This is a genomic window from Bacillus sp. UNC125MFCrub1.1, assembly GCF_000701305.1.
GTDB lineage: Bacteria > Bacillota > Bacilli > Bacillales > Bacillaceae > Bacillus > Bacillus altitudinis.
Genome location: NZ_KL370769.1, coordinates 929,914 through 952,513 on the forward strand (window position 1 = coordinate 929,914; position 22,600 = coordinate 952,513).

25 protein-coding genes and 1 riboswitch are annotated in these 22,600 nt (G+C 40.0%); of the genes, 7 read left to right on the forward strand and 18 right to left on the reverse strand.

The genetic code is table 11. The features are described 5' to 3' along the window. Nucleotides 1–4: 4 nt before the first annotated feature. The 5 genes from thiS to N521_RS17555 form a co-directional block, all read right to left on the reverse strand. Nucleotides 5–208, reverse strand: coding sequence for a sulfur carrier protein ThiS (thiS, locus tag N521_RS17535; RefSeq protein WP_017367025.1), 204 nt, complete (start codon nt 206–208; stop codon nt 5–7). After that, the gene (gene thiO, locus N521_RS17540; RefSeq protein WP_035392410.1) at nt 205–1,317 is read right to left on the reverse strand and encodes a glycine oxidase ThiO; all 1,113 of its coding nucleotides are present in this window, start codon (nt 1,315–1,317) and stop codon (nt 205–207) included. The genes thiS and thiO overlap by 4 nt, the downstream gene beginning before the upstream one ends. After that, the gene (gene tenI, locus N521_RS17545; protein ID WP_035392414.1) at nt 1,301–1,918 is read right to left on the reverse strand and encodes a thiazole tautomerase TenI; all 618 of its coding nucleotides are present in this window, start codon (nt 1,916–1,918) and stop codon (nt 1,301–1,303) included. The genes thiO and tenI overlap by 17 nt, the downstream gene beginning before the upstream one ends. Beyond that, nucleotides 1,893–2,603: a thiaminase II gene (tenA, locus tag N521_RS17550; protein WP_035392416.1), complete on the reverse strand. Its 711-nt coding sequence runs from the start codon at nt 2,601–2,603 to the stop codon at nt 1,893–1,895. The genes tenI and tenA overlap by 26 nt, the downstream gene beginning before the upstream one ends. 78 nt (nt 2,604–2,681) lie before the next feature. Further along, nucleotides 2,682–2,791, reverse strand: a riboswitch (TPP riboswitch). A gap of 53 nt (nt 2,792–2,844) precedes the next feature. Next, nucleotides 2,845–4,692 (reverse strand): monovalent cation:proton antiporter family protein, encoded by a 1,848-nt coding sequence (locus tag N521_RS17555; RefSeq protein ID WP_007498989.1) that lies wholly within the window; start codon nt 4,690–4,692, stop codon nt 2,845–2,847. Nucleotides 4,693–4,852: 160 nt separating this feature from the next. Between N521_RS17555 and prpE the strand changes: the two genes are divergently transcribed. Next, on the forward strand, nt 4,853–5,596 hold the full coding sequence (gene prpE, locus N521_RS17560; RefSeq protein ID WP_017359667.1) for a bis(5'-nucleosyl)-tetraphosphatase PrpE: 744 nt from the start codon (nt 4,853–4,855) through the stop codon (nt 5,594–5,596). A 40-nt stretch (nt 5,597–5,636) separates the two neighbouring features. Here the strand turns inward: prpE and N521_RS17565 are convergent, their stop codons facing one another. The 4 genes from N521_RS17565 to N521_RS17580 form a co-directional block, all read right to left on the reverse strand. After that, nucleotides 5,637–6,530 (reverse strand): RluA family pseudouridine synthase, encoded by an 894-nt coding sequence (locus N521_RS17565; protein WP_035392659.1) that lies wholly within the window; start codon nt 6,528–6,530, stop codon nt 5,637–5,639. A 17-nt stretch (nt 6,531–6,547) separates the two neighbouring features. Beyond that, a complete protein-coding gene (locus tag N521_RS17570; protein WP_008355343.1) occupies nt 6,548–7,348 on the reverse strand; it encodes an NAD kinase in 801 nt (266 codons plus the stop codon). Between the two features lie 65 nt (nt 7,349–7,413). Continuing rightward, a complete protein-coding gene (locus tag N521_RS17575) occupies nt 7,414–8,043 on the reverse strand; it encodes a GTP diphosphokinase (protein WP_008348457.1) in 630 nt (209 codons plus the stop codon). 33 nt (nt 8,044–8,076) lie between these two features. Continuing rightward, entirely contained in the window at nt 8,077–8,442 is a 366-nt protein-coding gene (locus N521_RS17580) for a UPF0738 family protein (protein WP_008348459.1), read from the reverse strand. A gap of 217 nt (nt 8,443–8,659) precedes the next feature. On the opposite strand from N521_RS17580, the gene N521_RS17585 reads away from it, so the two are divergent. From N521_RS17585 to N521_RS19740, 5 genes are all read left to right on the forward strand, one after another. Then, on the forward strand, nt 8,660–9,235 hold the full coding sequence (locus N521_RS17585; protein WP_007498999.1) for a CYTH domain-containing protein: 576 nt from the start codon (nt 8,660–8,662) through the stop codon (nt 9,233–9,235). A gap of 25 nt (nt 9,236–9,260) precedes the next feature. Further along, nucleotides 9,261–10,025 carry a lytic transglycosylase domain-containing protein gene (locus N521_RS17590; protein WP_008348461.1) on the forward strand — a complete coding sequence of 255 codons (765 nt, stop codon included), beginning with the start codon at nt 9,261–9,263 and terminating at the stop codon, nt 10,023–10,025. Nucleotides 10,026–10,302: 277 nt separating this feature from the next. Further along, complete coding sequence (locus N521_RS17595) at nt 10,303–10,701, forward strand: globin domain-containing protein (RefSeq protein ID WP_007499001.1); 399 nt, start codon at nt 10,303–10,305, stop codon at nt 10,699–10,701. Beyond that, complete coding sequence (locus tag N521_RS17600; RefSeq protein ID WP_007499002.1) at nt 10,698–11,609, forward strand: ClpXP adapter SpxH family protein; 912 nt, start codon at nt 10,698–10,700, stop codon at nt 11,607–11,609. The genes N521_RS17595 and N521_RS17600 overlap by 4 nt, the downstream gene beginning before the upstream one ends. Before the next feature lie 295 nt (nt 11,610–11,904). Beyond that, nucleotides 11,905–12,078, forward strand: a complete 174-nt coding sequence (locus N521_RS19740) for a hypothetical protein (protein ID WP_035392421.1) — start codon at nt 11,905–11,907, stop codon at nt 12,076–12,078. A gap of 234 nt (nt 12,079–12,312) precedes the next feature. On the opposite strand, the gene pepF is transcribed toward N521_RS19740, so the two are convergent. The 4 genes from pepF to mecA form a co-directional block, all read right to left on the reverse strand. After that, nucleotides 12,313–14,139: an oligoendopeptidase F gene (pepF, locus tag N521_RS17610; protein WP_285891535.1), complete on the reverse strand. Its 1,827-nt coding sequence runs from the start codon at nt 14,137–14,139 to the stop codon at nt 12,313–12,315. A 214-nt stretch (nt 14,140–14,353) separates the two neighbouring features. Continuing rightward, nucleotides 14,354–15,514 (reverse strand): competence protein CoiA, encoded by a 1,161-nt coding sequence (locus N521_RS17615; RefSeq protein ID WP_035392426.1) that lies wholly within the window; start codon nt 15,512–15,514, stop codon nt 14,354–14,356. A 162-nt stretch (nt 15,515–15,676) separates the two neighbouring features. After that, on the reverse strand, nt 15,677–17,197 hold the full coding sequence (gene cls, locus N521_RS17620; RefSeq protein ID WP_008348473.1) for a cardiolipin synthase: 1,521 nt from the start codon (nt 17,195–17,197) through the stop codon (nt 15,677–15,679). 85 nt (nt 17,198–17,282) lie between these two features. Continuing rightward, a complete protein-coding gene (gene mecA / locus N521_RS17625) occupies nt 17,283–17,948 on the reverse strand; it encodes an adaptor protein MecA (protein ID WP_008348474.1) in 666 nt (221 codons plus the stop codon). A 264-nt stretch (nt 17,949–18,212) separates the two neighbouring features. Between mecA and N521_RS17630 the strand changes: the two genes are divergently transcribed. Then, nucleotides 18,213–18,878: a TerC family protein gene (locus tag N521_RS17630; protein ID WP_007499010.1), complete on the forward strand. Its 666-nt coding sequence runs from the start codon at nt 18,213–18,215 to the stop codon at nt 18,876–18,878. A gap of 40 nt (nt 18,879–18,918) precedes the next feature. On the opposite strand, the gene spxA is transcribed toward N521_RS17630, so the two are convergent. The 5 genes from spxA to N521_RS17655 all read right to left on the reverse strand — a co-directional run bounded on the left by spxA (nt 18,919) and on the right by N521_RS17655 (nt 22,598). Then, entirely contained in the window at nt 18,919–19,314 is a 396-nt protein-coding gene (gene spxA / locus N521_RS17635) for a transcriptional regulator SpxA (RefSeq protein WP_003211421.1), read from the reverse strand. Between the two features lie 193 nt (nt 19,315–19,507). After that, on the reverse strand, nt 19,508–20,086 hold the full coding sequence (locus N521_RS17640) for a GNAT family N-acetyltransferase (RefSeq protein ID WP_007499012.1): 579 nt from the start codon (nt 20,084–20,086) through the stop codon (nt 19,508–19,510). Between the two features lie 137 nt (nt 20,087–20,223). After that, the gene (locus N521_RS17645; protein ID WP_035392429.1) at nt 20,224–20,511 is read right to left on the reverse strand and encodes a hypothetical protein; all 288 of its coding nucleotides are present in this window, start codon (nt 20,509–20,511) and stop codon (nt 20,224–20,226) included. Nucleotides 20,512–20,617: 106 nt separating this feature from the next. After that, nucleotides 20,618–21,568: an ABC transporter ATP-binding protein gene (locus N521_RS17650; protein ID WP_370648313.1), complete on the reverse strand. Its 951-nt coding sequence runs from the start codon at nt 21,566–21,568 to the stop codon at nt 20,618–20,620. Further along, a complete protein-coding gene (locus N521_RS17655) occupies nt 21,537–22,598 on the reverse strand; it encodes an ABC transporter ATP-binding protein (protein ID WP_035392433.1) in 1,062 nt (353 codons plus the stop codon). The genes N521_RS17650 and N521_RS17655 overlap by 32 nt, the downstream gene beginning before the upstream one ends. Between the last annotated feature and the right edge of the window lie 2 nt (nt 22,599–22,600).

Sequence of the window (22,600 nt, forward strand, 5' to 3'; positions counted from 1 at the left end):
GGTGTCATCCTCCTCCTACAAAGTGAACGATTTCAATCGTGTCATTTGGTTGAATTTTTACCTGTTGAAAGGCTTCTTTATCTATAATTTCTTGATTTTTTTCAACGATCACCACTCGGTTTTCAAGTTGATAGGCTGACAGCAGATCAAAAATCGTGCCATTTTCCTTATCGAAATCAACCATTCTTCCATTCAATTGAATTTTCATACGAACAATGCCTCCTTTCGCCCAATACGAAACGCATGAAGCCATTCCTTGTGAACAGACTCGCCTACTATCAAGCCGCGAATGATTTCCCCCGTAATTGGCGCAAGTAAAATGCCATTTCGGTAATGTCCCGTTGCAAAAAGAATACGCTCGTCTTCTGGATGTTTTCCGATATAGGGGTGCCGGTCGCTTGTCGCTGGCCGAAGACCTGCCCAGCATTGATCAATCGGCATCTCTCGAATAGAAGGCATGAGCTGAGATGCTTTGTGAATAACTGCTTCAATACCGCCAAGTGTCGGAATGGCCTGCCAGTCATTCGGCTTCATCGTTGCACCAATCACTAGCTTACCGCTATCCCTTTGAACGATATAACAATGATCATGATAGATGGTGTGTGCAAGCGCTGGACCGTTATTCCAAACAGACACGCATTCTCCTTTTACGGGATAGAGAGAATGTGATAAACCCAGTTCTTCTAAAAAACGGCCTGACCATACACCACTTGCTACAGTCAGATGATCACATGTGAAGATGCCTTTAGCTGTACTGACTGTCAATGTTTCTTTTCCCCTCTTCACATCGATAACAGGGGTAAACTCCTTCACATCCGCTCCGTGCCGAACAGCCGCCTGCCAAAAAGCCCTGCATACCGCATATGGCTCGACATGTACATCATCTGCTATCAAGCCTGCTCCTACGATGTCATCTGCTATTTGAGGCATACGTTCTTTTACGCTGCTTGCTTCAAGCCATTCAAATGTGGGCAAATGCTGCATCCGGCAAAGCGCACGCTTTTCTTGTTCTGTAAAAGCCACCTTCATAATTCCGCCCACTGATGTCCGAATATCAATGCCCGATTCATGCTGAAGGTCGACTGTTAATTTTTCATATAAAGCCTGACTTTGTCTGCCTACTTGAAAGAAAATATCCTCATCACCTTCTCCTTCAGCATGTGCACCCAGCATGCCAGCAGCCGCACTCGTCGTTTGCTTCCCGATCTCATTTGCCTCAAATAAGACAATCTGCTTTCCTGCTTTTGCAAGGTGATAAGCGATCGACATCCCTATGATTCCACCACCAATGATTGCAACATCATAATGCTTGTTCATAAGGATTCTCCTTTCGCTTTTTAGAAAATATTTGCGCCATTTTGCGCGGCTGAGGATGAGCAAAAATCCCCGACATGACGGCTATTCCCTTTAAATCAACATGCATCAATTCTGGCAGTCGTTCTGGTGTGATTCCACCAATGACAACGACTGGAATGGACAGCGAAGAAGTCATGTCTTCCACAATCTTTATGCCTCTCGCCTGAAGTCCGGGTTTGCATGCGGTATCATACACATGCCCAAACATGACATACTCTGCCCCGTTCTTCTCTGCTGCTTTAGCTTCTTCTATCGAATGAACCGATACCCCCGCATGGAGGTGAGGAAATTTTTGTCTTAATTCCTTTGGCGAAAAGCTGTGTCCTGGAAGATGAACCCGGTGAATATTGGTCAGCAGCGCAACGTCAACTCGGTCATTTATAATCAGCTTTTCTTTCGGAACACCTTCTGCTAGTAGTTGTTTCACGAGGTGAACCAGCTCACCTGCTGCCTTCGATCGTTCACGAATATGAATAAAGTCTACTTCAGACGCAATGTCTTTTATTTGCTTGATGAGCTCCCTGACAGGAAGCGTATCATTTGTCACTGCGTGGAGTTCCATTTGCACCAACCCCATCTAAGCATGCTGTCTGCCACATTTCTTTTTCATACGCCATCTCCCAGAAATGGTATTCGTAATAGCTTGAAATCACGAAATTTTCTTTCATATTAGCCCGCACATGTTCTGGCGCTTTTTCTGCAAGTTCATCAAAACGGTTCACCTGTTCAAAAACAAGCTCTTTAAACCAATCCCCACCATATGTCAAAATCCATTCTTGATAAATCGGATGGTCAGGTGTTGTTTGTTTCAGTTTTTCTCCTACCTCATAATAAAGCCAGTAGCACGGCAATAATGCGGCTAAAATTTCTTCAAAACGACCGCTTTTCACAGATCGGTACATATGCGAGGTATATGCATAAGCAGTTGGAGAAGGTTTAAAGTTTGCCAGCGCTTCATCAGAGATCTGGAGCAGTTCTGTGAACTTTCTATGCAGTGATAGCTCTGCTTCATACGTACCCTGCGCATGATATGCCATTCTGCCTGTCGTATGTAAGTCCTCACTAATGGCGGCTCCATATGACTGTACTTTTGCAAAATGAGTTAAATAGTACGAATCCTGCATCACATAATAAGTGAAACGATCGAGTGAAAGTGTGCCATCACCAATCCCTTTTACAAAAGGGTGTGTAAAGCTCCCATTCCACCATCTAGCTGCTGCTTCTTTACATTCGTTCGAAAATGTCATGTTCCTCTCCTCCTGTTTTTCCATATAAAAAAACCACTTTCCGCGTGGAAAGTGGTTTGGAATTTGTAAAAAGCATAGTCAAACACCGCACCACTTCCCTACGCAGGTATGAACCTGTTCAGGTAATGAGGGTCTAAAAGTCTACACTTTTATCTCAGCCCTTTTAAAGGACTCCCCTAGTGGATCAAACATATATTGTTGTACCTCTATCTTAATCAGGATTTGTTCATCGGTCAAGGGTTCATTGCAACTCTAATTGGGCTCTAAGTCCTGCCACATACTCCCGGGAGCCAGACACAAGCACGCGGTCACCGCTTCTAAGCGTCGTATCCCCATGCGGTACTAAGCTGTCAATTCCTCTAAAAATACGGACAAACACCAAATCGCCGGTAAAAGGAAATTCCCTCAGCATGACATTATGATACCGATGATTGTTCATTTGAATTTGATACAAAGAAGAATCCTCATTTGTTAACAAGCGAATCGCATCAGGTGCTTCAATCAATGCCCTCAGCACCGTTTTAGATGATAAGAAATTAGAAAAGGTATCGATCCCTGCTTCCTTTAAAGTCAGCTCGGCTTCCGCTTTGTTAACACTTGCAATGACTTGTTTAGACCCTTCTTCTTTTGCAAATAAAGCAATTTCCTTATTTTTCGTTTCACTGCCTGTAGCCACAACGAGCACATCCTCTTGCCCAATGCCAGCCTGCCTGAGCGTATCATCGTCATATTGTTCAATCGCTTCAACTTCAAAGATGGAGTCAGCAAGCAAGGCTTCTTTATTTTCCTGAAAGACGTGTAAAATACGGATGTCATATTCATCCTGATGTAAATCAAGCGTCACAGGTAACGTCAGCTGATTCGCTCCAATAAACGTCACACGCTTTTTATGATTGGTTTCACGTTCTTGTTTAAATAACGCCTTAAACCAAACAGGCGTTAAAACACTCGTGAGCACAGCGACTAGAATAAGGGCTCCTGACATTTTATGATCAATGACACCAAGCCGCTCACCAATCGTTGCAGCAGCAATGACAAGGGATAACGTCGAGGTTAATAAAAAACCAGAACCAATGACCTTTTTCATGTCATACCATTTTTTTAAATAAAGAATCGGAACGAGTTTACTAAGCAATAATGCAATAAACAGTAGCGGAATCATGATCATGATGGTTGGATCTTTAAAGAGTGACCATATATTCAGGTCCACACCGACCATCACAAAAAAGATCGGAATTAAAAATCCATAGCCAAATGAGTCCAGCTGCTGTACGAGTTCTTTATTAGGCGAAAGAAGAGACACAAGCACACCTGCTAAAAAAGCCCCCAGAATATTTTCAGCACCGAGTGATTCAGATAAGGCAACTAAGACTATAATGAGAGTAAAGATGGCTCTTGTCCCAATTTGCACCGTTCCTTTTGACATGGACTGAAAAATGGACTTTGTCTTAAATACCCGGCCAAATAAATAAAGAAGAATACCTGCCGCAAATAATAATAAGAGCAACCACATGTTCCCTGTTCCATCGCCATAAATGGAGGAAAACACAGCAAGTAAAATCATTGTCACCAAATCAGCAATGACGGCTACAAGCAAAATGATTTGACCAATATTCGTTTGCATCAACTTTTCCTCTTTTAAGGTAGGAACTACCACACCCAATGAGATGGTGGAAATAATAAGCGTCATTAAAAAGGCATTTTGAATAAATCCTGCAAGGACAAACGCATAAGACAGGATAAAGGACATACAAAATACGCCAACAAAAATAATGGTCGCTGTTTTAAATGTATTCGGTTCTTTTAATCCATTTGGTAGTTCTCGCGCTTTCTTCTTTGATTCAAAAGAAGAAAAATCTATTTCAAGTCCACTTAAAAACATAAGAAAAATAAAACCTAGCATGGATAACGTATCTAGCCATGCGTCGTGTTCAACAACTAGTTGAAGACCGCTTTTTCCAATGATGAGCCCCATGATGATTTCAGCGACAACGACCGGGATGGTCAGCTTAAATCGGTGCAATAAAATGGGGGTGAAAAAGGCTACAATAATAACGACAACGAGTGATGAAACAGATGTATGCTCCATTGGCTAAAGCCTCCTAACATTCATGTTTAATTTTTAAGTTTTACGTTAAAGCATTGATTCTAACAATTGCCCAAATGAAATGAAAGCCATTCGTTATATTTTCTAAAATTCAAACTTCTTTATATCCGATAAATGGATGAAAAAATCAGGAGGAACCTTTATGAAATTCGATATCATCGGCGATATCCACGGCTGCTACGAAGAGCTGCTTACCCTCATACACAAACTAGGATACGAACTCAAACACGGACTACCTGTCCACCCTGATAAGAGAACACTGGCCCTTGTTGGTGATTTAACAGACCGCGGCCCTCGATCAGTTGCCGTGATGCAATTTGTCATACACGCCTATTCTAAGGGCGCCATCCGCTATGTGCCTGGCAACCATTGTTTTAAGCTGTATCGCTATTTGAAAGGAAATCCCGTAAAATTACTGCATGGCATTGAAACAACGGTAAACGAAATCAAAAACCTGCCGCATGATGAACAAACCATTTTATCACGTGAATTTAAACATTTATTTGAAAAGGCACCGCTTTATGATGTACTGATTCCGAATGAACTGATCATTGCACACGCAGCGATGAAGGAAAAGGATATTGGCAAAAAACCGAACAAACAGATGAGGTCTTATCTATTATTTGGAGCAGTCACCGGAGAAACATGGCCAGACGGTCGACCTGTCAGGAAGGACTGGGCAAAGGAATATCACGGAAAACCATGGATTGTGTACGGGCATACACCCGTAAAAGAACCAAGATTTATCGGTAGAACGGTTAACATTGATACAGGCTGTGTCTTTGGCCACAAGCTCTCTGCCCTTAGATATCCAGAGCTTGAGACAGTATCTGTTCCTTCATCTATGCCATATGATGATTCAAGATTTCAGCATTTCACGCAATAAAAAACCCGGTCCACCATGACAGGTGACCGGGTTTACTTGTTTACTGAAGCAATAATGTCATATCATCCGGCAAAGGAGCCGAAAAGGTCATGGACTCCCCTGTTATCGGATGCGGAAAAACAAGGGTTTCACTATGAAGTGCCTGCCTGCCTATTCTCTCGCTTGTTCCACCATATAGCGTATCTCCAACAAGCGGATGACCAAGGAATTGCATGTGAACACGAATTTGATGAGTTCTTCCCGTTTCAAGGATAAGGGACACATCAGACATATCTAAATGAGTATGTACCGCCCGCACCGTATAATGTGTTACGGCTTCCTGACCAGATTCATTCACCATTCGTTCAATAATGCTGTCCCCTTTTCGAGCAATTTTTGCTCTAATTGTTCCTTCCTTTTGCGTGATCATGCCGTGTGTCATGGCTCTATACGTTCGCTTGACTTCCCCTTTTTTCTGCGCCTTTGATAAAAGGCTGTGTGCAAAGCGATGTTTAGCGACTAACATGACACCAGAAGTATCACGATCAAGACGGTTCACCAAGTGGACAGTCAGTCGAACGGACTGCTTAGCATAATGGTGAAGCAACCCATTTGCAATACTATGCTCAGGGTGCTCTCGAGAAGGAATCGATGGGATATATGGCTTTTTATTCAGCACAAGCACGTGCTCGTCCTCAAATAAAATATCAAGCGGAATGGCCGCAGGTTTTAGCCCTTCACTCACTTTTTCCTCGGGAAATAAAATGGTGAGCCTGTCTCCCTCGCGCAGCTCATATCTCACGGTCACATGCTCTCCATTAATCAGAAGGTCACCGCCATCAAATTTAATATCTGTCAGCATTCGTTTTGAAATGCCAAGATCGATTAAGTAGTCCTTCAACAGCCTGCCTTCTTCTTTGGCTGATATGGTTTTGTTTATCTTAAAGTATTCCAGCGAGAACAACCTCTTTCTTATTCTCCTTTGCCGATAAAGGAATCTTGCACCCTTTTCCAAAATGGAAATGGTCTAAATCGGGCAAACCGGACATTCTCGTCTGCCACTCGGCATTGAATGGATTTCACATCTTTATGCAGCAGCGACAAATGATCTATCGTCACCTGAAAATCCACATCATTAATCGGTTTGATCACACACGTATGGTGGTCCGGCAAAATGAGCGGCGAACCGACCGTTCTAAACACTCTGTTGTTGATTGAAGCCATTTCTGCCAGCTGGATCGCCCTAATGGATGGGTGAATAATAGCCCCGCCAAGTGCCTTATTATAGGCTGTACTGCCAGATGGTGTAGACAAACAAAGACCATCTCCTCTGAATGTTTCAAAAAGCTGACCCCTAATCTCAACATCTGCCACAAGTGTACCTTCCATACTTTTAATCGTACATTCATTCATTGCTAAATATTTTTCTTCCCGGCCGCCATCGTTGTACCTGACAATGACTTCAAGAATCGGATATTCCACAATATGATAAGGCGTTTTGGCAATGGCTAACACAAGCTTTTCTATTTCACTCGGTACCCAGTCCGCATAAAAACCAAGATGGCCTGTATGTACGCCGACAAAAGCGGTTTCGTTCAGACGGTTGCTATACCGGTGAAAAGCGTATAAAAGGGTTCCGTCTCCGCCAACTGTAATGACGAGATCGGGTTCCTCTTCATTTAATTCCATTCCAAAATCCAATAAGTAGGTCTGTATTTTATTTTTGAGTGTGTCAGATACAGAATTCCCTTTCGAAGAAACTGCAAATTTCATGAATTCTTCTCCTTTTCCACCTTGCTGCGACGAGAAAGCAGCATCATATTTGATCAAGCTTAGGCTCAGCTATCGTTTTTCTTTTTCCGGGAAAATGCCACTTGCGCTTCTTGAATTTCCCCTCTGATTTCAGACATCTCATCATCAAGAAGAGATGCTGCCTCAGAAGCTCTTTGAAGGCGCTGCTTGACCTTCTCCGGGATATTCCCGCTATATTTATAATTCAGAGAATGCTCGATGGTCGCCCAAAAGTTCATGGCTAATGTACGGATTTGGATTTCGACGAGGAGCTGCTTCTCTCCATTGATCGTTTGCAGCGGATATAACACAACAAGGTGGTACGAGCGGTATCCGCTTTCTTTATGTTCTGCAATGTAGTCGCGTTTATCTACAACCACGAAATCTTTTCGTGACTGAAGCATTTTCTTGACGACTTGTATATCTTCTACAAATTGGCACATAATGCGAAGCCCTGCAATATCCTGCATCGTTTCAATCTCATGCATCGGGATGTTTTTACGCTTTGCCTTTTCCAATATGCTGGCAACGGGTTTCACTCGGCCAGTGACAAATTCTACTGGTGAATGGTCATCCTCAAATTCATACAGTTTTCGAATGCCTTTTAGTTTCACTTTTAATTCTTCGACTGCTTGCTTATATGGTGCGAGGAATTGATCCCATTGTTTTTTGTCCATGAAACTTCCCCCAATTCCAAATACCTAATTATTTCAGAGGAATGTGCTCTTCACTTTCTCTTCCATATCTCCGTAATTGGCATTGTCTTTAATATTGTCGATTAAATAGTTTAATTCCTGATGAAGTTGAATGAGTTCTAGCGTTTGCTCTTCCGCCGCCAAATAGACAGGGATTTCACGATTCATTGCTTCTTTTAATGGAGCCCATGTATGTTCTCCTAAAATAAGATACGTAAAAGACTCCTCAGTCTCAAGTATGTAAACGAACGCAAAGTGATCAGAATCAACAAGCATTTGTCCTGATGCTTTTGCTTTTTGAATTTGCTCATCTGACTGGACCGTCAAGATCAGCCTGTCTTCTTTTAAAGTTGCTTCTGTGATTTCAATTCTGTTTTGCATCATGATCTCCTTTACAACAAAGTACAGCTTTATTTTATCATATCAAGTTCAATATTGATAAACCGAACTTTTTGAGAAAATTTGATTTCTCCATTTCGTTGTTCATTTTGCCTCATTTAGCATCTATATACGTCTCTTTTTAAGGAATAAATAAGAAAAAATGAAACTTTTCATGTACAATAATCATATTTCCTCTAAATGAAAGGTTGATGTCAAAATGGCACAGGAAATTGAGATAGAACTAAAACAATTATTAATGAAAGAAGAATTTGAACAGCTAAAAGAATATTTTCAATTAAAGGACGAGGACTTCCACACTCAAACCAACTATTATTTTGATACACCTCAATTTGATATAAAATCCAAATTCGCTGCATTACGAATGAGAGAAAAAGGCGGGCAGTGGGTCCTCACATTAAAGGAACCGCATGAGATCGGCCTTTTGGAAACTCACCAAACGATCGATCCTCCCGCAAGTCTTGAACATTTCCACCTGCCAGAAGGTGAAGTGGCAGACAGATTAGTACACCTTCACATCCAAAAGGATCAAATCGTGTATTTTGGTTCACTGGAAACGTCAAGAGCAGAAAAAATGATCAAAGAAGGCTTAATTGTTTTGGATCACAGCCGATATTTAACAGTAGAGGACTATGAACTTGAATTTGAAGTGAGCGATTTAGACATTGGACAAGCCGCCTTTACAGCATTGCTTCAGCAATTTCAGATCCCACCAAGACACACGAAAAACAAAGTCGTACGCTTTTATGAAGAAAAAATGAAAACAAAAGAATAGATGAATTCCTTGAAGGAGGAACATGATGAACGTCAATCAACTTCAATCCTTTATGCAGCTTCAAGCACTCAAAACGTTACAATCTGATAATGGACAAACACAACTCACAGCTGGACAAGAATCAAGCGCTGAGACTTCATTCCAGTCGCTGTTGCAAGATTTTTTAGGCGGATCAGAATTATCTCGTCTCCCGCTTTCCATTTCTGCTTTCATGGGATCGGACCCATCAACGTCTCCGAACACGCAATATGCACGAATGAACCCATATTTATCTGCGATAGCGGGCAGTGAACAGCTTCAATCTCAGTCTCTTTATGCAAATGACAGCCAATTGAATACCGCAAATGGTATTGGAAACGTCTTAAATAACAGCTACACACCACCGCTTCAAAAAGCTGTTTCAGGCTCTTCATCAAAAGAGATTAATCAGATCGTCTCACAAATGGCTCAAAAGCACGGAGTTCCAGAAAAGCTGATCCACGCAGTGATCAAGCAAGAATCCGGTTATCGCACGAATGCTGTCAGCCATGCAGGTGCACTTGGACTGATGCAGCTTATGCCGTCTACTGCTAAATCACTTGGCGTGAACAATGCCTTTGATGCAGCCCAAAACATTGAAGGCGGAACGAAGTATTTAAAACAAATGCTGCAAAAATATAATGGAAATGTCTCACTTGCCTTAGCCGCTTATAACGCAGGCTCAGGGAATGTAGATAAGTACGGAGGCATTCCTCCATTTAAAGAAACACAAAATTATGTAAAGAAAATCACAGCTCAATATTTCGCCTAAACCGAAGAGAATAACCTCTTCGGTTTTTTGTATGTCGCTTTTCACCCTTTTTTGACTGAATGTGTTATGATATGGTCAATTGAACACGGAACCTGTCTCCCTCACTATTCCCAAAGGACCAAAGCGGTTTGTTTGTGGAATTGAGTAGAGGTTGTTAAAATAAGTATACAAGAATAGAAACAACAAAATAGAACAAACTGAATATCACTTTTGAAATACATGAAATTCGCAATAGGGTGAGCCATCCTATTAGCTACGAGTTAAAGGAGTAGTCAACATGGTACAATCGTTTAACGCACCTTACGAAGCGGTTGGAGAGGAACTTCTATCGCAACTTGTTGATACTTTTTATGAAAATGTAAAGTGTCATCCTTTGCTTCATCCTATTTTCCCGGATGACTTAAAAGAAACAGCAAGAAAACAAAAACAGTTCTTAACTCAATATTTAGGCGGACCGCCGCTTTATACTGAGGAGCATGGTCACCCAATGCTACGGGCGAGACATCTCCCTTTTCCGATTACTGAGGAGCGGGCGGACGCATGGCTTGAATGCATGGAGGATGCAATGGATCAAGTAGGACTAACCGGCGATATTCGTGACTTTTTATTTGAGCGACTGTCTTTGACGGCTCGTCACATGGTCAACCAAATACCTGAAAAGGACGGACGATCTTGAGCTGCAATCCGCATGAGCAATATTTCTCACATTGTCACGGACATCCTCAAAAGCCGATTGAAATCTATGTATTCATTGATCCTCTCAGCCCGGACTGCTGGTTATTAGAGCCATCAATTAAAAAGTTGAAAATGAAATATGGCCGTTTCTTCACTTTACGAACGGTTACAAGTTCTAGTATTAATGCTTTGAACCGCAAACGAAAAAAACATTTGCTAACCGAAGCGTGGGGGAAATTTGCCACGAAAACTCAGACCAAAAAAGAACAAATGCTGTCTGAACAAATTGTGACATCACCTTATCTCGCCTCTCTTGCATTAAAAGCAGCTGAACTTCAAGGCAGAAAATGCGGAATGAAATTTTTACGACTCATTCAAGAATCGCTTTTTTGCCATCAGCAGGACGTCACCAGTGAACAAGTCTTGCTAGAAAATGCAAAAACGGCTGGACTGGACATTGAAGAGTTCCAGCGAGATATCCATTCTCAAAGTGCTGTCAAAGCGCTCCAATGTGATATGAAAATCGCAGCTGAAATGGATGTGTCTGAGCTTCCCACTTTCGCCTTTTTTAATACGATCAATGGTGAAGAAGGATTAAAGATTTCAGGTGCATATTCTTATGATATTTACGAGGAAATTCTCTTTGAAATGATTGGCGAAAAACCAACACCTTCAGAACGACCGCCAATTGAATGGTTTATCGCTTACTTTCAATTTGCATCAGCAAAAGAAATTGCCGTTGTATATGACCTGACACTTGAAGAAGTTGAACGCGAGATGAAAAAGCTCGCATTTGCTAAAAAGGTAGAACGTGTACAAGTACATCAAGAAATGTTTTGGCGTTATACAGAAGGAGACAATCATTCAGATCTTGATGTCTACCGCTGTGAGAATGAACATGGGTGCTGACCCATGTTTTTTCTTTACCCCAAAAAGAACACTTGTTCTATTTGTAAGTACGAAGAAACCGCGCCGGGATAAGCGCGGTTTCACTATGTCTTAACGACAACAAAGGGGATGGGAGAAATTTTTCACGGTCAAACAAAGGGGTAATGTTTGTATGTGATTAATTTCACATCTGTAGTATATCAAATTTTGTCGACTTATGACAACCGATATACTATATGTTCATATTTTTGTCACAAAACATAAGAGGACTGTCACTTTCATATAGTGAAAGTAACAAAAAAATGGGGGGATCTGCATGCGCAGCACAACCATTGGACTTGTTGCCATTGGCTTATGTTTCTGTTTAAATATATTAGGCTTAATGAAGATGCTGCCTCTTTACCTGACATCTCCACTCCTATTCGCTTCCATTCTCTTTACACTCTATCGAATGAATTACCGAAAAACCTTCAAAGGTTTTAAATCGTAATCATTGAATGTACAAACCTCGTTCATATAGACGAGGTCTATCGTGTAGGCAAACCCTCGCATTCGGTGTCAGTCGTCCTGCGTGCAAAGGTTTTCTATCACGCTAAAAAGAAGTCAAAGGGCTAAAATCAAGTTCATCTTAGCCCTTTGTCAACAATCTGGTCTTTTTTATTTCAAGAAAAAACTCCTGCCAAAAGGTGAGTTTGCACTCACACACCTGACAGAAGTCTTCTCGTTACTCACCAGTCTTTGAGATGAGCTCTTCCATTTCCTTTAATTTTTCTTCAAACAATTGACATGCTGCCTCAATTGGTTCTTTTGATGCCATATCTACACCAGCTTTTTTCAGCACGTTAATTGGATAGTCAGAGCTTCCTGCTTTAAGGAAGTCTGTATAGCGCTCCACTGCAGGTTTCCCTTCTTCTAAAATTTGTTTACTTAATGCCTGAGCCGCACTATAGCCTGTCGCATATTGATACACATAATAGTTGTAATAGAAATGCGGAATTCGGGTCCATTCTAATCCGATTTCCTTATCCACAACCATACCGTCGCCAAAATACTTCTTATTCAGGTCGTAATACAGGTTCGTCATAAACTCTGGCGTTAATGCCTCCCCTTCTTGCGCTTTCACATGAATCAGGTGCTCGAACTCTGCAAACATCGTTTGTCTGAATACCGTCCCTCTAAATCCTTCTAACAAGTGATTGAGCACATACAAGCGCTGCTTTTTGTCCTCTAAATGATTGAGTAAGTATTCACCTAGTAATGCTTCGTTTGTTGTAGAAGCTACTTCCGCTACAAAAATGCTGTAGTTTCCGTACGGATATGGCTGATGCTTTCTTGTATAGTAGCTATGAACAGAGTGACCAAATTCATGAGCCAGAGTAAATAAATTATCAATATTATTTTGCCAGTTCATTAAGATATAAGGATTCGTACCATAGCTTCCAGAAGAATACGCGCCGCTTCGTTTCCCTTTATTCTCATAAACGTCTACCCAGCGATTTTCGAGTCCCTCTTTTAATACCGAAACATATTCTTCTCCTAATGGCGCTAACCCTTTCAGCATATAATCCTTTGCTTGGTCATAGGTCAGCTTCATGCCAGCATCTTTTACTAATGGTGTATACAAGTCATAATTGTGCACTTCATCAAGCTTTAATACCTTTTTACGCAATTCAATGTAGCGGTGTAATAAGGGTAAATATTGATGAACTGTATCAATTAGATTGTCATACACTTCTTCAGGAATACTGTTGCGTGATAGCGCTGCTTCTCTTGCCGATTTGTATTGACGTACTTTCGCATAAAAATTATCCTTTTTAATCGAGCCGCTGAGTGTAGACGCCAAAGTATTCTTATATTGATCATACGTTTTATAAACGGCTTTAAAAGCATTCTTTCTCACTTCACGATCATCACTGTTTAAAAAAGTAATGAAGTTGCCATGAGTAATTTTCTTTTCTTCTCCATTTTCATCCTTAACAGAAGGGAACGAAATATCTGCATTATTAAACATACTAAACGTAGTGGATGATGTTGATAAAGGTTCAGAGGCTTCAGCTAATAAAGCTTCTTGCTCCTCACTTAAAATATGCGGACGCTCTTTGTTAATTTCTTCGAGAGCGTGAGAATAAAGTTTTAATTCTTCTTTTTCCAAAATAAATTGCTGCAGCTTATCTTCTTGAATAGATAAAATCTCCGGAACAATATAGGCAGATGTACTAGACAGCTGTGTAAATAAATTGGATGCTTTATCATTTAAAGCCTGAAATGATGAATTTGTTGTATCTTCATCATATTTCATATGCGCATATGTATAAAGCTTGCCAAGCTTTTCAGAAAGTTGATCCTGAAATGTTAGGGCTTCATACAAGACATCAGCAGAATGGGCCAGCTTGCCTTTAAATTGGGCGAGCTTCGGAATTTCTTTTTTTACAGCTTCGAATTCCTTATTCCAAGAATCGACACTTTCAAAAATATCTTCAAGGCGCCATTTGTTTTCTTCTTTTACTTCGCTTCTGTCTGGTAAATGATTGTTGTTATTTTGTGAAGTCATATGAATCCCCCTTGCATGAGTTGTGTTGAACCAACCTTTCGGAAAGTGAAAGAAATTGGTGTTGTATTTATCTTCTTTGTTTTGAACTATGTTTGTCAAATCATATGCAGAAATAAATACCAAACAAACTAAAAAAATGAGAAAAAAGCGTTTCTTTCTATTCAATAGCAGCACCACCTTTTTCTTATCATGATCAAAGTGGGCATGAAACATGCTAATGAAATAAGAAAGCATCTCGTTTTATCGCTTCATCTGCTGTTCGTATAGGCTTTTGATTCGACGTTACTTGATAATTACCCTCTTTCGTCATGTATAAAAACCCTAGTTTCACAAGCGCCCGTACATATGAAATGATCACCTCTTTGATTTCTTCTATTGTGACATTGGTATATCGGAGCTTCACTTCTTTATTCTGGACACATCGCTCAATTTCTTTTAAAAGAAGATGAATGGTCACTTGTTCTTTTCCCGTTCGAACCATCCAATCATAAAGACATCCTTGCCACACATAAACAGGGCTTGAAAAGATATATGCTTCTGTCAGGGGGATAAATAGTTCTGTCGGTAGAAATGGCCATGCTGTTTGATGATGCTCATAAAAAATGGTTCTTAAACGCTTGCTTTCATTTGCTAAAATGCGGGGTGGCCGCTCCCTAAATTGCCGAATACACTTGAGCCACTCTTTATACAATCGATGATTGCTCGAGGAAACAGATAAGAGTGCTGGTAGTTGGCGATAAGCTGAAGGCGGTCTAACGGTCATTGAAGCACATATTTTCGTTGGCTGAAACACGAGAAGTTGATCCAGGTGGATAAATCTATTTTGGATCGGACAATAAAAAATGAGTCTCCTATTCTTTGACTGCCTTAAAATTCCCCAATGAATGGAGGAGAATGAAAAGAGCTGGCCAGCCATTCGTTTTAAACGATTCGCCCCTATGATCCATATAGGATAGAGCCCCGCAGCACGGAGACCTTCCGTTCGTTTATGCAGCTCTTTCCACGAAATATTTGCGCATTGAAATTCAATGGCATAGCTTTTATTTTCTATATCGACGGTCACATCAGGGCGCTGCTGAATGTTTGAAACATATTTCTCTAGTAACGGCTCATATCCAAGCTGCGTGAGCCAATCCTTAAGAGCAATCTTCCCTGCCTGATGATAAGCTGTTTCACCGGTGGACGCTAATGGACATGCCGAGAGCTGTTTATGTGCAAAATGATGGACACGATGCTCACCTAGCTTTAATAGAACCTCCTGCCTACATTCAGGACAGTAAAATTTGCATGTAGCTCTTACATGCTCTAGCCGCCTTTTAGTCAGATGTTGTGTGATGCGAATCAGCTTGCCATTCTCCATGATCGCTGCATTCATATATTTCACCCCTTGCTCTTTGATGACCGTATTATAGCTTTTTCTCTCATCAGGAAGCGAATATCGAAAATGAACTTTTATCGTATCAAAACGCGATTTTAACCTACTTTCCCTTATTAAAATAAAAAATCCCCCTTTTAGAAAAGGGGGAAAATACAATTTTTATAAAAGAGGTGATAATAATCTTGCTGTTGATTCAAACAGCCTCACCCTCAAAGGTCTCTTCGCAAATTCTTCTGGAACAATTTCATGCGACTGCTCTAAATCACCTAAGAAGTCGTTGACCAGCTTCTCTGTACTTTTTGTTTTATAGAGGAAAGCATTCACTTCAAAGTTCAGATGAAAACTTCTCATATCCATATTTGCTGTACCAATTGATGCTAGCTCACTATCCACAATGATAAACTTACTATGCATAAAGCCTTGATCATATTCGTATACCTTCGCACCTGCTTCTAAAAGTTCGGGGAAGTATGAACGGGACGCATGAAATACAATGCGTTTATCTGGATTTTTCGGTGCAATGATTCGTACATCGACTCCGCTCAAAGCAGCAATTTTCAGTGCGGACAAAATATCATCATCAGGTACAAAATAAGGTGAAGCAATCCAAATTGATTTTTTGGCTGAGATAATCATGGAGAAAAAGAGATTTTTAATGACTTCCCACTGTTTATCAGGACCACCAGCAATCATTTGTACGCCTTCTGCTCTACTCTCCATATGGCTGAAATCTTTAAAATAATCCACACCCGAGCACCTTTCATTGGTCATGTAATACCAATCCTGCATAAAAATCTGCTGCAAATCACGAACGGCCTCACCTTTAATCATCAGGTGCGTATCACGCCAAAATCCATATTGTCTGCTTCTCCCCATATATTCGTCCCCAATGTTAAGTCCGCCGACAAATCCTACTTCTCCATCAATCACCACGATTTTCCGGTGATTTCGGAAATTGATTTTATTATTTAATAAGGGCAGTCTCACTGGTAAAAACGGAACGATCTGCACGCCAGCCTTTTCTAAGTCAGCAATATATTGACGGGAAAGTTTTAGGCTGCCTACATCATCATATAAAAAGCGGACAATCACACCACTTTTTGCTTTCTCGATTAAAATGTCCTTTAATTCTTGTCCCAGATCATCATGACGGAGAATATAATATTCTAGGTGAATGTGATGTGTTGCTTTTTTGATCTCTTCAAAAATATGAGAGAACGTTTCTTCTCCATTGGTCAGAACTTTAGAGGATGTGCGATACGTAATAGGGGTATGTCCAAGTCTGTGGGCCAGCTTAAATAAGAGCTGCTGATGGTCACCCATATGAGTCATTTTTTCAATCGCTTCTCTGTGGATACGTTCATCTTCCTGGACAAGCTGTTCGTCTAGTACCGCTTTCTTTTCAAAAAGTCTGCGCTTTTTAATATTGCGTCCAAAGAAAATATAAAACAAAAACCCGAAAAGCGGAAAGCTCCCAAGCAGCACAAGCCACGTAATCGTTTGAGAGGGGTTTCTGTTTTCTAAGAAAATGACAAACCCGATGAAAATAATCGATAAAGTGAATAGAACACTGACGGAACTTAATACACTTACCGCTAGATCACCGGCAAAAATTTGGATAATCAAATAAGCACCTATCGTAATGATAAGAAAAAATAGAACTTTGACTACATTTCTCATTTCATTTTCTCCTTGCCGATCACTTTGTTTACTTTTTCATTCAGATAAAAAAGTCGATTCCTCTATAGAAATCGACTTTTGGTTGTTACGAGAAGTGCTGTTGAATCGTTTCAAGCGCATTCTCTTTGACAATCAGCTGACCGTATTCTTGCAGTCTGTAGATGCTGACCACTGATTCATGAGCATATTCAAGCAGAATACTAAGCTTATTCTCCACCTGCTCATCTGACAAATCCTCGTGGAAGTCAACATATAGATAATAACGGTTTTCAAACGAATATAAACTTGTCGTAAAATCCTGCATATTTAATTGAGAAAGTGCAATCAAATCTTCAAAGTCATCCATTTTCAATACGAACTGAAGTTGAAGTTTTTTGTCCTTCTCATTATGATCTTCTTGATCTTGCTCTTCTTTATGAAAATCATCAAGCAGAGCATCTAAACTTTCTTCATCTGTTTGATCTTTTTTATCTTCTGGAATCGGCAATTCGAGCTTTTGTCCATCTTTAGAAAGTTGGGCTTTTGTCACGACAATTTCAAGACCTTTATCAAGTGCCTGTACTTGAATCCAAAGTGGTCCCTCTACTGCAAATTCTTCTTCTTCGTGCACTTCGTCCATCACTTCCCAGAACAGCTCTTCACTGCGCTCACGATTATACCAAATCTCTTCACGGTCAAAACCGCGATCTTCAATATCACCGTAGGAAATATAAAATTTGACTGTATGTTCATTTATTCTTTCGATTTCCATTTTGCCAACCTTCCCTTCTATATAAGATGTTGAAGGGACATACAAGCTCCCAATTAATAGTACTTTACTACACTTTACCCGTTCCGTCTACATGTTAACCATTTAAAGAAATGAGGTATTGCTGTGTACTGTCTATTTTATGATAAAAGATGAATAAAAGAAATAAAAACGCATTTTTTGCAGAGAAAACTTGCAGAAACATATATTTGAATCGTCTTCATATATTGGTTGTACGAGCTATTTTAGTGAAATGAGGTGAACTGGATGGAAACAGAGTGGATCGTATCCTTACTGATGATTATTGGCATAGACCTCATATTAGGCGGAGATAATGCATTAATCATTGCGATGGCCAGTCGAAGCTTATCAAATGAAAAACGAAACAAAGCCATATGGATCGGCACACTTTTGGCAGTGCTGATGAGAATTACCATGACTGGTGCTGCCGTTTATTTATTGACCATCCCCTATTTGCAATTTATCGGCGGTCTCTTTCTCCTTTATATCGGATACAATTTGCTAATTGAACAAAAGAAAGAATCCATTCGGATTAAAAGCAGCGGCTCGCTTTGGCGTGCTGTTCAGACCATCGTGATTGCAGATCTTTTTATGTCACTTGATAATGTGATCGCTGTTGCAGGGGCAGCTAAAGGGAACATGGTGCTCACTGCCTTTGGCTTAATGATTTCAGTTCCGATTATTATTTGGGGGAGTAAGCTGATTCATGCAGCACTAACCAAGTTTCCGATTCTTTTATACGGAGGGAGTGCCCTTTTAGCTTTTACTGGCGGAGAAATGATTGTCCGTGATGTAAAACTGAATGAATTTATGGCGCAGCATACAACACTTGAATTGTTGCTTCCTTTTTTAACCGTCGCAACCGTTATTTTGGCCAGTCTCTTTTACGAACAAACGGCTGAAAATAAATAAAAAAAGCTGCCAAATGATCGGCAGCTTTTCGTGTTGTCTATTAGTTAGCAAGTCGCTGAGCTTCTCGAAGTTGGAATGTACGAACCGTTCTAGGAAGGAAACGTCTAATTTCATCTTCGTTGTACCCAACTTGCAGTCTTTTTTCATCCAAAATAATTGGACGTCTTAGAAGACCAGGATGCTCATTGATTAGTTTATACAATTGTTGAAGCGGCATTGTCTCAACATTTACATTTAGTTTTTGGAATACTTTAGAACGTGTTGAGATAATTTCATCTGTACCATCTTCCGTCATACGAAGAATCTCTTTGATTTCATCGATTGAAAGAGGCTCAGAAAAGATATTTCTCTCTTGGTATGGAATATTGTGCTCTTCTAACCACGCTCTTGCTTTTCTACATGATGTACAGCTTGGTGATGTGTATAATGTTACCATAAATCTTCACTCCTCAATTTGTAGAATGAATATTGATCTGTATTCTTAAATTAAAATTGTTCTAAATAAGTAATCTTTATAGTGATTATACTATAAAAAAGTAAGTGTGAACAGATTTTCTTGCAATTTTTGTGACAAAAACTAGACAATTTCATTCTTTTTGTGCTGATGTTTGAAGTCTGAACATTCTCATTTAGTCGAGATGATCGAAAATATTTTTTTGTTTTCTATTTTCAACGAGCTTCAGCACATCATCAACATCCTCATACGATTGTCCATACCATTCTTCGTCTTTATACGTATGGATTCCTTCGTACGTCTTTCTCATGGCCTCCATCATTTCTTCCTCATTATCTGTACGAGGCGACCAATAAAGAATTTCCATGCGGTTCACTTCATTCGTTGCAAGTGACCTGCGTTTATAACCAATTGATTCAGCATGCTTGAAGTGCTCTCTCTGATAAAACTTTAGGCGTTTTGCAGTATCTGCATCATCTTCATCTACAGGCTCGACCTCAAGCAAGATCGGTTTTCTTTTTTCCTTCAGCTTATGAATGAGCTTTGAGCCGAGGCCTTCACCTCTTGCATCCTTGGAAACAAATAAATAATCAATAAAGATGAAAGAATCAAATTCAGCGTACATCATCACATGATGAGGCCCTTCTTCTTTATGATAAATATCACTTCTTTCCTTTAATAAAGCTTCCATATGCTCTTTTGACTTCATTTCTTCTATCGGGAAGTATTCACTGAGCTTTTCATACCAATTCATGGATCCGCTCCTTATGATGTAGTTAAGAACCACTTCCTTATCTATTCCCGATTTCCTGCTATTTAAACGCCTGTACTAGTAAGACGCAGCAATGCCATTGGTGGTTTCACTTTTTTTCAAGAGAAAGCAAAAAAGTTTTATATCGAACGATTCATGAGCATTTGAAAGCAAGCAAACAAAAGAAGTGTCATGGCGATCTGAAACATGATGAAATAAAGGTACTTCATACGCCGGACTTCTTCCTTCTGTTTATTCATGCGCCGATACAGAGCAAATTCAACTGAAAACGAAATGATGCAAATGAGCACTAAAAATGCGATCATCCACTTTCCTCCATTTGGTTCCATTAAAAAAGATATTGAAAAAAGCATCGTGACGATAAAAAGGTGAAGACATAAATAGCGAAACGTCTTCCATAACAACATTTGATTTCCTCCTGGTTTACTCATTTTACATAAAAATTACCATCAACTTGTTTTTTTGTAAAATAAAAAAAAGAAGCACTGATATCGCAGTGCTTCTTCTCTGTTCTTATTGTTTTGCTTTGATCTCTTTGAATTCTTCCTCAGTACAGCTGACAAAGTGACCTGGCTTCACTTCACGAAATTCCGTATTTGTTCCTTTATGAACAGATGGATCGTATTTAATCCGTTTGCGGTTACGCTCATAATCAGGATCTGGAAGCGGAATCGCAGATAGTAATGATTTTGTATATGGATGAAGCGGGTTTTCATATAATTCATTCGCTGGTGCCAGCTCAACCAATTTCCCAAAATACATCACGCCGATACGATCGCTGATATATTTGACCATGGAAAGGTCATGGGCAATGAATAAATACGTTAAGCCCTTTTCTTCTTGCAGTTCTTTCATTAAGTTGACGACCTGCGCTTGGATCGACACATCTAGTGCAGAGATTGGCTCATCGGCAATGATGAAATCCGGCTCAACAGCTAACGCACGAGCAATCCCAATACGCTGCCTTTGACCGCCTGAAAATTCATGTGGGTATCTATTTGCGTGCTCTTTATTCAAACCAACCGTTTCAAGCAATTGATACACACGGTCTTTACGTGCTTGTGCTGATTTTGCAAGACCATGAATATCGATACCCTCAGCAATAATATCCACAACTTTCATTCTTGGATTGAGGGAGGCATATGGATCCTGAAAGATCATTTGCATTTTTCGGTTAAATTGTTTAAGATCTGTTGTTGATTTTTTATCATGCACATTCTGCCCGTTAAAAATAACTTCGCCACCTGTTGCATTGTATAGACGAATGATGGTTCTCCCAGTAGTGGATTTCCCGCAACCAGATTCACCTACAAGGCCCAATGTTTCACCTCTATAAATGTCAAAGCTGACATCATCAACAGCTTTTACTTCATTAGGTTTACCTACATTAAAATATTGCTTAAGATTTTTCACTTGTAAAATAACATCTTTTTCACTCAATGTGATCCCCCCCTTTTTGCGCATTAAATTGTCGCATTCTTTGCTTAATTGATTCAGGAGGTTCTACTTTTGGTGCGTTAGGATGTAAAAGCCATGTAGCTGCAAAATGAGTTTCTGATACTTGATATAAAGGCGGCTGCTGTTCAAAATCAATTTTCATTGCAAATTGATTTCTAGCCGCAAACGGGTCTCCTTTTGGAGGATTCAACAAATCAGGCGGCGTACCTGGAATGGCAAACAATTTCTCCTCTTTTGCATCAAGACTTGGCATAGAGCTCAGTAATCCCCAAGTATATGGATGTTTTGGGTTATAGAAAATCTCATCTACGGTGCCAATTTCAACAATTTGACCACCATACATAACCGCTACACGATCTGCTACATTCGCAACGACCCCTAAATCATGTGTGATAAAGATGATAGATGTTTCAATCTTCTTTTGAAGATCTTTCATCAGTTCTAAGATTTGGGCTTGAATGGTTACATCTAAAGCAGTAGTTGGCTCATCTGCAATTAAAATTTTCGGATTACAAGCAAGAGCTATTGCAACGACAACCCTTTGTCGCATCCCACCAGAAAATTGATGAGGGTATTGCTTGAACCTCTGTTCCGGTTTCGGAATACCTACAAGACTCAAAAGCTCAAGTGCTCTTTTTTTAGCTTCTTCTTTACTTGCATTTTGATGTTTTAAGATGGGTTCTATAATTTGCTTGCCAATTGTCATAGTCGGATTCAAAGATGTCATTGGATCTTGAAAGACCATGGCAATATCTTTCCCTCTTATTTTCTGCATCTGTTTGTCAGAAAGTTTTGTTAGGTTTTTACCTTGAAACAAAATCTCTCCTTTTTTCACTTCGGAGTTAGATTTAGGAAGCAGACCCATAATTGATTTAGAAGTTACCGATTTACCAGAGCCTGATTCTCCAACAATGGCAAGCGTCTCACCTTTTTTCAATTCAAAATTCACACCTCGAATTGCCTTAACTTCGCCAGCAAATGTGTGGAATGAAATATTTAAGTCATTTACTTTTAAAATCGTTTCTTGTTTATTCATCA